Origin of the sequence: Sphaerotilus montanus, assembly GCF_013410775.1 — a bacterium.
GTDB classification, from domain to species: domain Bacteria; phylum Pseudomonadota; class Gammaproteobacteria; order Burkholderiales; family Burkholderiaceae_C; genus Sphaerotilus; species Sphaerotilus montanus.
Genome location: NZ_JACCFH010000001.1, coordinates 1,275,139 through 1,289,131, shown reverse-complemented (window position 1 = coordinate 1,289,131; position 13,993 = coordinate 1,275,139). Strand labels below are relative to the sequence as shown.

At 61.9% G+C, this 13,993-nt stretch carries 13 protein-coding genes; 10 read left to right on the top strand and 3 right to left on the bottom strand.

What is annotated here, in order from left to right:
- Window positions 1–12: 12 nt before the first annotated feature.
- Together BDD16_RS05660 and BDD16_RS05655 are read right to left on the bottom strand one after the other, a co-directional pair.
- Window positions 13–1,329: an ABC transporter substrate-binding protein gene (locus tag BDD16_RS05660; RefSeq protein ID WP_179633045.1), complete on the bottom strand. Its 1,317-nt coding sequence runs from the start codon at window positions 1,327–1,329 to the stop codon at window positions 13–15.
- 52 nt (window positions 1,330–1,381) lie between these two features.
- Window positions 1,382–2,413, bottom strand: coding sequence for an ABC transporter ATP-binding protein (locus tag BDD16_RS05655; protein ID WP_179633044.1), 1,032 nt, complete (start codon window positions 2,411–2,413; stop codon window positions 1,382–1,384).
- 164 nt (window positions 2,414–2,577) lie between these two features.
- Between BDD16_RS05655 and BDD16_RS05650 the strand changes: the two genes are divergently transcribed.
- From BDD16_RS05650 to BDD16_RS05615, 8 genes are all read left to right on the top strand, one after another.
- Complete coding sequence (locus tag BDD16_RS05650) at window positions 2,578–3,306, top strand: aspartate/glutamate racemase family protein (RefSeq protein ID WP_179633043.1); 729 nt, start codon at window positions 2,578–2,580, stop codon at window positions 3,304–3,306.
- Between the two features lie 163 nt (window positions 3,307–3,469).
- Window positions 3,470–4,453, top strand: coding sequence for a helix-turn-helix domain-containing protein (locus tag BDD16_RS05645; RefSeq protein ID WP_179633042.1), 984 nt, complete (start codon window positions 3,470–3,472; stop codon window positions 4,451–4,453).
- Between the two features lie 221 nt (window positions 4,454–4,674).
- Window positions 4,675–5,901 (top strand): amine dehydrogenase large subunit, encoded by a 1,227-nt coding sequence (locus BDD16_RS05640; protein ID WP_179633041.1) that lies wholly within the window; start codon window positions 4,675–4,677, stop codon window positions 5,899–5,901.
- A gap of 11 nt (window positions 5,902–5,912) precedes the next feature.
- The gene (locus BDD16_RS05635; protein ID WP_179633040.1) at window positions 5,913–6,515 is read left to right on the top strand and encodes a MauE/DoxX family redox-associated membrane protein; all 603 of its coding nucleotides are present in this window, start codon (window positions 5,913–5,915) and stop codon (window positions 6,513–6,515) included.
- The gene (gene mauD, locus BDD16_RS05630; protein ID WP_179633039.1) at window positions 6,512–7,129 is read left to right on the top strand and encodes a methylamine dehydrogenase accessory protein MauD; all 618 of its coding nucleotides are present in this window, start codon (window positions 6,512–6,514) and stop codon (window positions 7,127–7,129) included. The genes BDD16_RS05635 and mauD overlap by 4 nt, the downstream gene beginning before the upstream one ends.
- Window positions 7,130–7,155: 26 nt before the next feature.
- A complete protein-coding gene (locus BDD16_RS05625) occupies window positions 7,156–7,701 on the top strand; it encodes a methylamine dehydrogenase light chain (RefSeq protein WP_179633038.1) in 546 nt (181 codons plus the stop codon).
- A complete protein-coding gene (locus tag BDD16_RS05620; protein WP_180552392.1) occupies window positions 7,698–8,177 on the top strand; it encodes a c-type cytochrome in 480 nt (159 codons plus the stop codon). Before BDD16_RS05625 ends, BDD16_RS05620 begins: the two co-directional genes overlap by 4 nt.
- A 20-nt stretch (window positions 8,178–8,197) precedes the next feature.
- Window positions 8,198–8,713, top strand: coding sequence for a c-type cytochrome (locus BDD16_RS05615; protein WP_179633036.1), 516 nt, complete (start codon window positions 8,198–8,200; stop codon window positions 8,711–8,713).
- 39 nt (window positions 8,714–8,752) lie between these two features.
- Here the strand turns inward: BDD16_RS05615 and BDD16_RS05610 are convergent, their stop codons facing one another.
- Window positions 8,753–9,430, bottom strand: coding sequence for a glucose-6-phosphate dehydrogenase (locus BDD16_RS05610; RefSeq protein ID WP_310732847.1), 678 nt, complete (start codon window positions 9,428–9,430; stop codon window positions 8,753–8,755).
- Window positions 9,431–9,490: 60 nt separating this feature from the next.
- Here BDD16_RS05610 and BDD16_RS05605 point away from each other — a divergent pair, with 60 nt between their 5' ends.
- On the top strand, window positions 9,491–11,062 hold the full coding sequence (locus tag BDD16_RS05605) for a recombinase family protein (RefSeq protein WP_179633035.1): 1,572 nt from the start codon (window positions 9,491–9,493) through the stop codon (window positions 11,060–11,062).
- A 1,192-nt stretch (window positions 11,063–12,254) separates the two neighbouring features.
- Window positions 12,255–13,481, top strand: coding sequence for a hypothetical protein (locus BDD16_RS05595; RefSeq protein ID WP_179633033.1), 1,227 nt, complete (start codon window positions 12,255–12,257; stop codon window positions 13,479–13,481).
- Window positions 13,482–13,993 lie beyond the last annotated feature (512 nt).

The following is a 13,993-nucleotide window of genomic DNA, read 5'->3' as shown; positions in this document are numbered from 1 at the left end:
TCAGGTCCGGACTCAGGCGGCGACGAACTCGTTCCACTTCTGGACCATGTAGGCGTTTTCGTCCATCACGGCGTTCCAGCAGGCGATGCCGCCCATGCGTGCTTCGTAGCTGCCGCCGTCGCGCACGGAACCCGCCTTGGCCAGCACGTCGCCGTTGGGGCTCTTGATGTCCTGCGTGGCCGGCTTGCCTTCCATCCAGTAGGCCCACTCGTAGGGCTCCATCTTGGCCTTGGCGGTCTCCAGCACGGCGCTGTAGTAGCCCTGGCGGTTCAGGTAGGCGCCCGCCCAGCCGTCGAGGAACCAGTTGATGAACTCGTAGACGCCATCGGCCTTGCGACCCGTGACCGTCTTCGGCACGCCGAAACCAGCGGCCCACGCGCGATACCCTTCCTTCAGCGGCTGGAAGGTGCAGGCGATGCCCTTGGTGCGCACGGCGGTCACGGCCGGCGACCACATCGACTGGATCACCACCTCGCCCGAGGCCATCAGGTTCACCGACTCGTTGAAGTCCTTCCACAGCGAGCGGAACTGGCCGGCCTTCTTCGCCTCGATCAGCGTCTTGATCGTCAGGTCGATTTCCTTCTTGGTCATGTTCCCCTTGTCGGGGTACTTGTAGATCCCCATGGCCTCCACGACCATCGCCGCGTCCATGATGCCGATCGACGGGATGTTCAGGATCGCGGCCTTGCCCTTGAACTCGGGGTTGAGCAGTTCGGCCCAGGAGTTGATCGGGCGCTTGATGAGATCGGGGCGGATGCCCAGCGTGTCGGCGTTGTAGACGGTGGGGATCAGCGTCATGAAGCCGGTGGGCGTGGCGGAGAACTTGGTGCTCTTGCCGCCTTCGAGGTACATGACCTTCTTGGGCGCGGTGCCTTGGTCGCCGACCTTCTTGCCGGCGACTTCGCCCTTGGTGAACAGCGAGGTGATCTTGTCGGCGTTCTTGATGCGCTTCACATCAATGCCCAGCAGGTTGCCGGTCGGCACGATCTTCTTGAGCGAAAAGTATTCGGTGTCGATCAGGTCGAAGCTGTTCGGGGCGGTGACGGCGCGCTTGGTCACGTCGTCGGTGGTGACCGGGATGTACTGGATCTTGATGCCGGTGTCGGCCTCGAACTTCTCGGCGATGGCCTTGTCCTGGTTCACCGCGGTGCCGAGGTAGCGCAGGACGATCTTTTCCTGGGCGTGGACAAACGGGAAGCCGGTGATGCCGGTGGCGGCCACGCCGACGCCCGCAGCGGTGCGCAGGAAGCCGCGGCGCTGCAGTTCGGGGGTGTCGGCGCCGGGTGCAGCGGCCGGGGCGGTGTTCTGCGGTTCGAGATCAGCGGACATGGCGAGCACTCCTGGGGAGGTTGACGGACGGGGAGGGAAACAGGGTTCGGATTCAGGCAGCCAGCGCGTGGGCGTCTTCGGGGCGCCAGTGCAGGGCGACGCGCTGACCGGGTTCGAGCGGTGCGGCATGGAAGTCGGCGTCGGGCAGGGCGGCCATCCAGATCGGTTCGGCGCTGGCGTCCGCGCTGCTGGTGTCTGCGCTCAGGTGGATCTGTACCTGCGCGCCCTGGTATTCGATGGCGGCGACCTGCATCGCGTAGTCGCTGCCGGCGCCGCTGCCCGCGCCGACCGCGTCCAGCCGCAGCCGGTCGCAGCGCACGGCGACCTTGCCGGCGGGCGTCTCGATGACGTTGTGCGCGCCGATGAAGCGGGCGACGAACTCGGTGCGCGGGCGCTCGAACACGTCGCGGGCGCTGCCGGCCTGCTCGATGCGGCCCTGGTTCATCACGACGACGAGGTCGGCCAGCGCCATCGCCTCTTCCTGCGAGTGCGTGACGTGGATGAAGCTCATGCCGAGCGCGCGGTGCCAGCGCTTCAGCTCCGCCCGCATCTTCACGCGCAGGAACGGGTCCAGCGCCGACAGCGGCTCGTCCAGCAGCAGCACCTTCGGCCGCAGCATCAGCGCCCGTGCCAGCGCCACGCGTTGCTGCTGACCGCCGGACAGCGCGGCGGGCAGGCGCTCCGCAAAAGGCTCCATGTGGACCAGCTTGAGCAACTCCATCGCGCGGGCATGGCGTTCAGCCTTCGCGGCGCCCTTCATGCGGGCGCTGAAGGCCACGTTGTCGAGCACGCTCAGGTGCGGGAACAGCGCGTAGCTCTGGAACATCATCGCCGTGCCGCGTTCGGCGGGCGACAGGTGCGTGATCTCGCGACCGCCGAGCACGATGGAACCCTCGGTCGGCTCCTCGTGGCCGGCGATCATGCGCAGCGTCGAGGTCTTGCCGCAGCCCGACGGGCCGAGCAGGCAACAGTAGCTGCCGGCGGCGATCTTCAGGTCGATCCCGGCCACCGCCAGCGAGGCGCCGTAGTCCTTGACCAGGCGGATCAGCTCCAGATCGGTGCGGGGGGCGGTGTCGTCGTGCATGCCGGGTTTTGTATGCAATCGGTGTGCCAAGCCGTGTGCAGTCCTCACGGTGGCACGGCGCCCGGTTCATGCACCGCCGTGCGGCGTGGCTCTTGCTTTGTATGCAAAACCGCTGGCCTGCCCTGCACCAATCCCGCACCAACCACGCACCACGCCGCACCACCATGAACCTGCTGCTCATCAACCCGAACACGTCCGAGGTCATGACCGCGGGCATTGCCGCCGCCGCGCGCGCCGTCGCTTTTCCCGGAACGACCGTCCACGCCACGCAGCCCACCTTCGGCCCGCGCTCGATCGAAGGGCACTACGACGAGGCGATCGCCGCGGCCGGTGTGGCCGAACAGGTGCGGCTGCACGGCGCTGGGGCGGATGCGGTGGTCATCGCCTGTTTCGGCGACCCGGGGCTGGACGCGGCGCGTGAAGCCACCTCGGCGCCGGTGATCGGCATCGCCGAAGCGGCCTTCCATGCGGCGAGTTTCCTGGCCACCGGCTTCTCGGTGGTGACGACGATGACGCGCACCTGCGTGATCGCCGAGCACCTGGTGCATCGCTACGGCTTCGAGCGCCGGTGTCGCGGCATCCACGGGACCGACATCCCGGTGCTGGCGCTGGAGGACGGTGGCGCTGGCTGCGTGGACCAGATCGAAGCCGCCGCACGCGAGGCGCTGGCGCGCGACCGCAGCGGCGCGATCGTGCTCGGCTGCGCGGGCATGGCGGCGCTGTGCGCGACGCTGAGCGCGCGGCTGGGCGTGCCGGTGATCGACGGGGTGGCGGCGGCGGTCAAGTTCGCCGAGGGGCTGGTGGCGCTGGGCCTGCGCACCAGCGCGCATGGGGACTACGCCCGGCCGCTGCCCAAGGTCTATGACGGGTGGGCGGCGCCGCTGGGCTGGTGAACACGGCCTGACCCCGTCCAGACCGGCATCAGGTTCGACGATCAGGGCAAACACTGAGGGGCCACGGGTCACCTGCCGCGGCCGTGTGTGCCAAGCTTGCCGCCGGGTGGCACGCCGGTTGCTGACGGTTCCCGGGCACCGGCGGCCCCGGAGGAGAGTGACCATGTGGCGTCAATACACCCACGTCATCCACGACACCTGCGATGTCAACGAACACGCGGCGAGCCTGTCGATGTGGGACCAGCAATACGAGCAGCTGTCGGCCGGCCCGTTCCAGGGGCGTGTCGAGGAGCTGCGCATCGGCCCGGCCCAGCTCTTTCGCGAGCAGACGCAGCAGGCTGTCTGGCAGCACGGGCTGTCCCGCCCCGGTACGGTGGCGCTGGCGATGCCGCTCGTGGCGGCCTCGGACAGCTGGTACTGCGGGCGGCGGCTGGCCCCCGGCGAGAGTTTCGCGGTCCAGGCGGACACCGAGTTCGAGCTGGTCACGCATGGCCTGTTCGATGTGGTTGCGCTGGACGTCGAACAGCGTTTCCTGCTGGACTATGCCCGCCGGGTCGAAGGGGTGACCTTGCCCGCCGACTGGAAGCCCTCGGCCGAGAAGGAGGGCGTGGATACGCGGCAGGTGGCCTTGCGCGAGATGCTGCTGACCGCGTTGAAGACGGCGCGCGAGATGCCGTCCCTGCTGGCCCATGCGCCGATGCGGCGTGCGCTGGTGCATGCCGCGTGCGATGTACTGCTGGCCGGCGTGTCGGAGGCAGACGAGTCGGCGTCGGCGCAGTTTCGCCCGACCAGCTCGGCCCGGCGGCAGGTGGTTCAGGCGGCGCGCGACTACATGCACCAGCACATCGACGCCCCGATCGGCGTGCCCGAGCTGTGCGAGGCGCTGCAGGTGTCGCGGCGCACGTTGCAGTACAGCTTCCAGGACGTGCTGCACCTCAGTCCGGTGACCTGCCTGCGCGTGCTGCGGCTGAACGGGCTGCGGCGCGAACTGCTGCGGGGTGACCGGCACGCGAGCGTAGCCGACTGCGCGGCGCACTGGGGTTTCTGGCACCTGCCGCGTCTGGCGGCCGAGTACCGCGCGCTGTTCGGCGAGCTGCCGTCGCAGACGCTGCAGCGGGTGCGCGACAGGGTCGGCGCCGCCCACTGATATCCGTATTCGGCAAGCCACCCCGTTCCGCCTAGGGAATGCACGGGGTCGGGCCGCCAACGCGGTGCCTGCGTGGACCTGTGCGGGGCCTTTCCGGATGGGGGTGGAGCGGATCTTGAGGCCCACCTCGGCCAGTGTTGGCCGCGCGGTTGCCGAATCTGGCTCACGCCCGTGTCGCCACTGCCCCGACAGTGGGGTTCATCCCCCTGAACGGAGTGACCATGCACACCCTGAGTTCTCCCGGTTCACGCCCCGCGCGGCGTGTCTGGCGCGTTGCAGCGCTGGGCGCTGTCCTGCTGGCCTGCAGTTCGGCCACCTGGGCGGCCAACAAGGCTTCGGCCAAACCTGTTCCCGAGCCGCTGCCGCCCGACCCCCCGCTGACGACCACGCCGGTGATCGACGCCAAGCACGGCCGCCGCGTTTACGTTCCCGACCTCGCCATCAGCCACATCACCGACGGCCGCATCCGCGTGCTCGACGCGGCCAGCGGCAAGTTCCTTGGCATGATCAGCACGGCCTACGTCGGCAACATGGCCCTCAGCCCGAAGCGGGACGAGGTCTATGTCGCCACCACCCACCTCAGTCGCTCCACCCGCGGCGAGCGGGCGGATGTGCTGGAGGTCTACGGCGCCGACGATCTGGCGTTCAAGTACGAGGTGCTGCTGCCGCCGAAGCGGGCACAGGCCCTCAACTACCGGCACCTCGTGGCCACCACGGCCAACGGCCGCTACGTGCTGGTGCAGAACGCCACGCCCGCGACCTCGGTCACCGTCGTCGACCTGAAGGAGCGCAAGGTGGCGGCCGAGGTGCCGAACCCGGGTTGCTGGGGTGCGCTGCCGGCGGCGGGGCATCCGACGCGTTTCTCGTCGCTGTGCGGCGACGGCACGATGCTCACCGTCACGCTCGACGAGCAGGGCCAGCCGGCCGAGCGCCAGTCCAGCGGCAAGCTGTTCGACGCCGACCAGGACGCCTGGTTCCACAACGCCGAGCGGGTCGGCGACCGCTACTGGTACGTGTCCTTCCAGGGCAAGGTGACCGAGCTGAACCTGGGCGGCGCGGTGGCGCAGGTCACCAGCACGCACGACCTGATCGCCACCAAGGCCGAGCGGGCGCAGGGCTGGCGGCCGGGCGGCTACCAGAACGCCGCGGTCGACCCGTCCGGACGCTACCTGGTCGCGGCGATGCATCCGAAGGGCGGCGAGGGCTCGCACAAGCTGCCCGCTGACAAGCTGTGGGTGATGGACCTGCGCAGCGGCAAGCGCCTGCCGTCGCTGCCGGGGAACATGGCGATCGCGCTGACCTTCTCGGCCAGCGGCGAGCGGCTGCACGTGCTTGATGGCGCGACCAACACGCTGCACGTGATGTCCTGGAAGGACGGCCGCGCCCGCCCGATGGCCAAGCACGCCGCGGTGGGCGAGACCATCACGCAGCTTGAGTCGCACGACTGAGGGCGCCAGCGATGGACACCTCCTTCGTCTCTTTTGTCGCGGCCCTTGATCCGCTGGTGCTGATGCTGGCCACCGGCGCGCTGGTGATCCTGATGCTGCACGCCAGCGCAGCCAAGCTCGGCGACCGCGACCTGTTCATGCAGCACCTGGCGGCCTACGGCGTGCCGGACGCAGCGCTGGGCGCGATGACCTGGGCGCTGCCGCTGGCGGAACTGGTCGCAGCGCTCGGGCTGATGACGCCGTGGCGGGCGCTGGCGGCGGGGCTGTGCGCCGTGCTGCTGGCGACCTACGCGGCGGCGATGGCCTGGCAGCTCGCGCACGGTCGGCGCCCGGACTGCGGCTGTGGCGGCGGGCCGCTGCCGCTGTCGTGGGCTTTGGTGGCGCGCAACGTCGTGCTGCTGGGGCTGGCCGGGCTGGCGGCGCTGCCGTCCGGTGACCGCGCCATCACGGCCGGCGACATCGCCGCGGTCGTCGCGGGCTGGCTGCTGCTGACGCTGCTGTACGCCGCCTTCAACCAGGTGCTGCGCCAGGCCGCGCACCTGGACCACCTCCACCGCCAATCTCACCAATCTCACCAATCTCACCAAACCCTGTCTTCCCGGAGTTCCACATGAGCGCACTGACCTTTTCCGTGATCCTGCTGTGGCTGGCCGTGCTGGCGCTGGCCGTGATGCTGTGGGCGCTGTCCCGGCAAGTGGGCGTGCTGTTCGAGCGCGTGGCGCCGATGGGCGCGCTGGTGACCGATTCCGGCCCGGCCATCGGCAGCCTGTCGCCGATGTTCGAGCTGAGCGGCATCCAGTCCGAGCGGGTCGAGATCGGCACGCCGAACGCGCTGCCGACGCTGGTGTTTTTCCTGTCGCCGACCTGTCCGGTGTGCAAGAAGCTGCTGCCCATCCTCAAGGCGTTGCAGCGGGCCGAGTCGCGCACCGTGCGCATCGTGCTGGCCAGCGACGGCGAGGCGGCCACCCACCTGAAGTTCGTCCGCGAGCACCAGCTGGAGGACTTCCCCTACGTGCTGTCGCAGGAGCTGGGCATGACCTACCGCGTCTCGCGCCTGCCGTATGGCGTCATGCTCGACCGGCGCGGCACCGTCGTTGCCAAGGGCCTGGTGAACTCGCGCGAGCAGCTCGACAGCCTGCTCAACGCCCACGACATGGGCCAGCACTCGATCCAGCACTACCTCGGCGGTGACCGCGAACTCGCCGCCTCCTCGTCTTCTGCGGCCTGAACCGCCGGACTGAAAGGACTTTCCACATGGCTTCCTTCCACGACTGGATCGACCGCTTCGCGCAGCGCCGTCTGCGCCGCACCGCGCAGAGCCACGGCCGCCGCAGCCTGATCGGCAAGCTGGGCGCGGCGATGGTGGGCAGCGCCGTGCTGCCGATGCTGCCCTTCGACCGCAGCGGCCAGTTCGGCACTGCCCACGCTGCCGGTGCAGGTGGCGCCGCGCCGAAACCCGACCCCAACGACCCCGCCAAGTGCGAGTACTGGCGCTACTGCGCGTTCGACGGCTACCTCTGCACCTGCTGCGGCGGCTCGCTGACGCAGTGCCCGCCCGGCACCGAGGCGTCCAAGGTGTCGTGGGTCGGCACCTGCCTGAACCCGAACGACAACCGGCACTACCTCGTGTCCTACAACGACTGCTGCGGCAAGAGTTCGTGCGGCCAGTGCCTGTGCAACAACAACGAGCGCGAGCGCCCGGGCTACCGGCTGGGGGTCCACAACGACATCAACTGGTGCATGGCCAACACCAGCCCGATGTTCCACTGCACCACCTCGGTCATCGTCGGGCTGGCATGAAACGCACCATGGGTTGCATGACGACGCACCGGCTTGGGTGGTCGCTGCTGTTGATGGGCGCGCTGGGCAGCACCGGCGCGCTCGCCGAGCCGGCCCGCGACGGCGCGGCGCTGTTCGCGCAGCACTGCGCCGCCTGCCACCAGGCCGATGGCAGCGGCACCGTCGGCCTCGCCCCGGCGCTCAAGGGCGCGCACTGGGCGGCGCTGGGCGGGCAGCGCGACTACCTGCCCACCGTGCTGCTCAAGGGCCTGTCCGGGCGGATCCAGGTGGGTGGACAGGTCTTCGTGGGCAGCATGCCGGCGTTTGCCGCACCTCTGGACGACGAGGCGCTGGCGCTGGTGGCCACCCACCTGGCGACGCTCCAGGGTGTTCCCGACCGGGTGGCCTACACCGCGGCCGAGGTCGCCTCGTTGCGGCAGGGGCCGGGTGATCCGGCGCGCACCCGGCTGCGGCGCCAGCAGATCCTGGGCGAGTGAGCACGAAGGAGGGCCGCGTGATGCGCTGGAGGCTTGTCGGGAAACAGGGGTGGATGGGGCTGCTGTGGCTGACTGCATCGGTCGGTGTCATGGCCGAGCGCAGCGTGTCACCCCGTCCGCTGGCGATGGCCAGCGCGATCCGCTTCGACGGGCCGGCGACGGCCCCCGCCAGCAGCGTGCGCAGCCTGTACGTGGTGCATTGCGCAGGCTGTCATTTGATGGACGGCAGCGGGCATCCTGCGCAGGGCGTGCCGAGCATGCGCGGCGCGCTCGGGCACTTCCTGCGGCTGCCGGAGGGGCGCGCCTTCCTGGTGCAGGTGCCCGGGGTCAACAACGCCGGCCTGAGCGACGCGCAGATCGCCGACCTGACGAACTGGATGGTGCCGCAGTTCTCTGCCGACACCGCGCCGCCGGGCTGGGTGCCGTACCGGGCGGACGAGGTGGCACGCCACCGGGCACAGCGGCCGGCGGATGTCGGTGCCGTGCGGCGCGGTCTTGTCGACACGCTGGGGCAGCAGGGCCACGCGGTGCGTTGAGCCCGTGACCGATCCGGCTTGGCGCGGAACGAACGGTCGTCAGCCGCCCTGCACGTTCTGCTTGCGCCACGCCCGCTCGAACGGCAGCCGCCACGCATGCGGCGCGATGAGCTGGTGCACCGGCTTCGGTCCCCACGAACCCTGCTCGTACAGGCGCACCGGCGGCGGCGCCTCCAGCAGCGGCTGCGACACCTCCCACAGCCGCTCGATGCCCTCGGCGGTGGTGAACAGCGTGCGGTCGCCGCGCATCGCGTCCAGGATCAGCCGCTCGTAGGCCTCCAGCACCTCGCCCGCCAGCCCCGTGTCGGTCATCGCGAACTGCAGGCTCAGCTTGTCCAGCCGCATCCCCGGCCCGGGCCGCTTGCCGTAGAAGGACAGCGACATCTTCGACGCATCGGCGAGGTCGAAGGTCAGGTGGTCCGGCCCCTGCGAGCCCACGCCCGAGCCCGGCGGGAACATGCTCTTCGGCGGCTCGCGGAAGGCGATCGAGATGATGCGCTGCCCCTCCGCCAGCCGCTTGCCGGTGCGCAGGTAGAAGGGCACGCCCGCCCAGCGCCAGTTGTCGATGTGGCATTTCAGCGCGATGAAGGTCTCGGTGTCCGAGTCGGGGTCGACGCCTTCCTCGTTGCGGTAGCCGCTGTACTGCCCGCGCACCACGTCGGCCGGCTGGATCGGCAGCATGCTGCGGAAGACCTTAGGTTTCTCGGTGGTTGGTATGGAACTTCATTCGACTGAAATTTGGTCGATTTACTTGTTCCTGGCAGAAGGTGATTGACGATGACAACCGCGTATTCCTACATCCGCTTCAGCACTAAAAAACAGGCTGCTGGCGACAGTGAGCGACGACAAGAGAGGGCTTTTGAGCAGGCTTGTTTGCTCCACAACTGGACGGAAGGGGATGCCCTGCTTGATGCGGGTTTGAGTGCCTATACGGGCGCAAATGTGGCCGATGGTTCAGCACTGCGAAAGTGGATTGATGCGCTTCATGCTGGCGCTGTTCCTCGGGGATCTGTGCTGGTGGTCGAATACCTTGACCGACTGACGCGACTTCCAGTGGTTGAAGGTGTCTCGCTGTTTTTAGAAATCATCAATGCTGGTGGTTCCATCTATGTCGCGAACTTGTTGAAACTGTGGTCTGCGGAGACAATCAATAGTGGTCTATCGTCAATTGAGCAAATCTCACAAGAAATAAGAATTTCATTCACCGCATCGCAACGGACGCAAGAACGGATTTTGGCGGCCTATGCTGCGAAAAGAGCCGAAGCAAAGTTGAAGATTGCTGCTGGTGAAACTTTCCATGTTGGTAGTCGAACACCATTCTGGTTAGAAGTTGCCAAAGATGGTTCGTTCATTGAAGTTGCGGAACAGGTGATGATTGTTCGACGGGTCTTCGACTTATACCTTGATGGGTATGGTTCAACGCGGATTGCCAAAATCTTGAATAGTGAAGGTCTGTTGCGGTTCAATGGAAGACCTTGGACTGACTGGATGGTGTCGCATTTAATCAAATCACCGAATGTCTGCGGAATACTGGAGCACTATGACCGGATTGGTGGAGTTCTGGCGGACTACTATCCAGTTGTGATTGACTATGCGGTTTTCGAGCAAGTTCTCGTTATTCTCGATTCCAAGAGCGGGAAGGCGGGTTCTGGTGGTGGTCGCAAACCAAAGTCCGTGAAGTGCTTCAACTTGTTCTCTGGGCTGCTTCGCTGCGGTGATTGCGGTTCGCAGTTTAGAATCTTCACTGACTTGGACCCGAAATACAATCGGCTTGGTTGTAGGCTGACTAAAAGTTCGACTTGTAAATTGCCCAAAGTTCGGTATTCAGACTTTGAAGATGGAGTTCTGGACTTCCTGTTCAGCAAGTTTGACTTGAATAAAATTGTAGTTGGAACAGAAACCAAAGAACCAGCGGATGAAATCAAGTTGTTAAAGTTTCGGATTGGCAAACTTCAGGTCGAGGAAACCAGTTTGATGGCCTACTTTACAAGCGGAAAAGTTGTCCCCAAAGTTGTCGGTTCTAGGTTGTCGCAGATAGAACTTGAAGTTGCCCAGTTGGAAGCAGAACTTGTAAATGCCTCATCAATGATTGAAAAACCTAATCACTGGGTGAATGCTTCGTCAGGCTATTGGAAGTTCGTCGAAATGTTGAATAAAGGCAAAGATGAAGATTTGTTGTCCATCCGCATGAGATTGGCTCAATACCTGAAACTTGTGGTTAAAGAACTTGTTGTTCGTAATCAGGAAGAAGATTTGCGATGTGTTGAAGTTGTTGCGGATGGCTGGAGTGAGTTGATTAAGATTCCAAGTTCGCCTTGTCGGATTGTTGTTCATAAGTTGATGAAGTAATCGAGTTCTAAAAGTTTAGTGAGGGGGTGTCCCCAAATCTGGGCAGACCCCCCATTTTTTTGTTCAAAAATAAAATTTGGAAGTTTGTTTGTTGGACATCTATTCAAACTTGAAGTGCTGGTTTTGAAGACCCCCCGCCACCTACCGCCACCCGTCAGAATTAAAAATCTGTTGGCTGGAACGGTCCCGAACCGGGTATTTTGGCATACCCCTGAATGGGGGGTGTGCTGCTGGCGCTGGATGTGCTGCTGTTGGTCGATTGGTGGTGATAAATGACTTCAGTAGCGATAACTTTGACATATCGCTACTGAAGTTGTGCGTTATCACTACTGATTGGCGGAAATGAAATTATCAGCAGTGGGTGAGTTCGCCAGATCCGAAAGTGGTAAATCGTGTTCCCGGTAGTGCTGACCATGCTCCCGAAAAGTCGGGAGCATTCATGGCTCTTGAAACTTCTACTAAAAGTTTAGTAAAACCATTGTCCGAACTATTCACAACGATTGAAAAATGTATCAACGGAAAGTTCCCGGAAAGATGCGAGGCGAGTTGATTAGCCGGAATGAAGTTCTATTGCTGCGAAGTTTGAATTAGTTGGTGCGTAGCGCCGCGACTGATAGAGCGAAGTTGAAAGAAGTTCGCGTAAGTTGTTGATTCATAAGGATTTTTGCTTAAAGTAGCGGACTTGTATGGCCGCGCTGAATGAATGAGCGAAGTTGAAAATGGATACTTTTATAGCCCGTAGCGCCGCCACTGATGTAGCGAGTTGGTAATTCCTGAATTTGAATTCATCCGAGTATGGCGGTTTAATTGAAATCGGTTCATACCTTGATAGTTTTGATACAAAGTGCTTAAATACCAGTGAAGTTGTATTTTTATCGAAAGAGGTCTGGTATGAGTAGTGTTCAAAAGAATGTTGTTGTTGAAGATGCGTTCATCCTAAGTCTGCGCCTGAAAGTTCGCGAGATGAAGGAATTGGTTGATGATGTTGCCTATGAATTGCTGCTATCGAAGTCTGACAAGTTGTGGCTCAAAGGAATTAGCACTCGACTTGAAAAGAAAGCCAAAATCTTGGCAATGTCTAAGAAGTAAAAAGCAAAAAGCCTTTGCGAACGATTTGAATGTAATCGTTCGCAAAGGCTTCTATTAGTCTGTTCCAGGTTGTTCGCTGACCTGAAACTTTTAGGAGTTCGTGATGTATTTAAGTGAATGCGCTATTGTAAGTGAAATTGAAGAAGTTGTAAATGATGATTGTCGGATTGATGTTGGTTCAAAAGAAAGACCCAACAATACAGACATTTTTAGAAATGAAGGAATTCGTTCTGTTGCTTGGTTGAATTCGCACCAGTTGTCTGACCCGAGAATTGAGCATCGCATCAAGTGTGTTGTGGGATACCTGTTCGGGAAATTCAAAGGTGCAAGTTCGAAAGTTGTGCGTGAAATTAGTTCAAAGGAACTTCGCAGTGAGTTGGTATTCGGTGAGGGTAAATCAACCAGAGAACTTCAAGATTGTTTGCTGCTTCGTGTTGGCAAGTATGTCAAAGGTAAGAAGAACAATCGCTACAAGTTGGAGTTGTCCGAGTTCAATCCGTTCATTCGCAAGTTGAATTGGTCTGCGGAAGAATGCCTTGAATACTACTTGAAAGCACGCATCGAATACTTTGAAAGCAAGTATTCGTCGGAACTTCAATCAGGTGAATTTGCTTATTCGAAGCCGAAACAGAAGATGTCTTCAAGAGAGTTTCACGAGATTGTCTCTGAATCGAAGTTTGTTAGAAACAAGTTGCTCGCCAAGCACGGATACAAGTTTCAGTTTGACATCAAAAGTTGCTTTCCGACTTTGGCACTACAAGCGATGAAAGTTATCCGCCCGAATGTTCAACTGATGTATCTGGAATACTTGGTTAGTCAGCCCGACGAACTTCGTCTCGCTATTGCGGAAAAACTTGATGTCTCTGTCGGTCAGGTGAAAGTAATCTTGTCGTCGTTGTTGTTTGGTGCGAAGTTGAATGCAACCCGGAATGTTGATGTCTTGTCGAAATACACCATCTTCGAGGCTCTGGACTATGACCTCGCCAAATGGGAGGAACTGCGGTCGATGCCCTTCATTGTTGGTTTCATGAAAAACATCGTCTCATTGAAGTTGTATTTGCCACAATGCGCGGTTCCTTCAAACTTCAAACAGACATCGCCCTTCGCTGACGCTGCGGGCTTTACAAAGTTGTATTGGACTTGCGAATTGTTGGAAAAGGTAGTTCGTGAAATGCTCGTTGAATGCGTCCATCAAGCTGGTGGTCGTTGTTTGAAAATCCATGATTGTGTCGCTACAGATGTAGATGTCTCAGTGGAAGAACTGGTTCAATGGGTAGCAGCAAAGAGCAATGGAGAATTTTCCATCAAGTTGTCGAGAACTGAGTATTGAAAAAAGAACGCACACTCCCCCGAGCTAAGGCTCTGCCCCGCAGGGGCTGGAGAATTGCAGATGCTTGAGGAAAGTGGCTGGTGCCTAAAATAGGCTTAGGTGCCATTGTTGGGGCTTTCTTTTTGGATGCGTCGAAAATGGGCTGAAATCGGCTTCCAGGAAAATCTGTGTATTGTTGGGGCTTTCTTTTTGGAATGGCTTGTCCAGGTAGGAGATACAGCCAAAAACGGCGGCATCTCCTACTCTGCTGGCGCTGGTTTCCGATGGTGTCGGCTTTCCCGACATCAGGTCTGTTCTGCCTTCAAAAAGCCTCTACAAGCCTCTAAAACCCCTCGGCAGTGCGCTGGTGCGTCCGGGCAGGTTCGCGGGCCTTGTAGGCGGTTCTAGCCGACGACAGGGGGGGTTTGAGTGGTCAATCTGGTGTCATGAATGCTGACATCAGGTCAAAGGGCACTTCTAGAAACCGACCCTGACCGCCACCTGAGCCGCGCGCTGCGGCAAGATGCCGCCCC

Bases quoted from the DNA above. Each gene is read 5' to 3' on its own strand.
- BDD16_RS05660 (WP_179633045.1), bottom strand. From the start codon at position 1,329: ATGTCCGCTGATCTCGAACCGCAGAACACCGCCCCGGCCGCTGCACCC.
- BDD16_RS05655 (WP_179633044.1), bottom strand. From the start codon at position 2,413: ATGCACGACGACACCGCCCCCCGCACCGATCTGGAGCTGATCCGCCTG.
- BDD16_RS05650 (WP_179633043.1), top strand. From the start codon at position 2,578: ATGAACCTGCTGCTCATCAACCCGAACACGTCCGAGGTCATGACCGCG.
- BDD16_RS05645 (WP_179633042.1), top strand. From the start codon at position 3,470: ATGTGGCGTCAATACACCCACGTCATCCACGACACCTGCGATGTCAAC.
- BDD16_RS05640 (WP_179633041.1), top strand. From the start codon at position 4,675: ATGCACACCCTGAGTTCTCCCGGTTCACGCCCCGCGCGGCGTGTCTGG.
- BDD16_RS05635 (WP_179633040.1), top strand. From the start codon at position 5,913: ATGGACACCTCCTTCGTCTCTTTTGTCGCGGCCCTTGATCCGCTGGTG.
- mauD (WP_179633039.1), top strand. From the start codon at position 6,512: ATGAGCGCACTGACCTTTTCCGTGATCCTGCTGTGGCTGGCCGTGCTG.
- BDD16_RS05625 (WP_179633038.1), top strand. From the start codon at position 7,156: ATGGCTTCCTTCCACGACTGGATCGACCGCTTCGCGCAGCGCCGTCTG.
- BDD16_RS05620 (WP_180552392.1), top strand. From the start codon at position 7,698: ATGAAACGCACCATGGGTTGCATGACGACGCACCGGCTTGGGTGGTCG.
- BDD16_RS05615 (WP_179633036.1), top strand. From the start codon at position 8,198: ATGCGCTGGAGGCTTGTCGGGAAACAGGGGTGGATGGGGCTGCTGTGG.
- BDD16_RS05605 (WP_179633035.1), top strand. From the start codon at position 9,491: ATGACAACCGCGTATTCCTACATCCGCTTCAGCACTAAAAAACAGGCT.
- BDD16_RS05595 (WP_179633033.1), top strand. From the start codon at position 12,255: ATGTATTTAAGTGAATGCGCTATTGTAAGTGAAATTGAAGAAGTTGTA.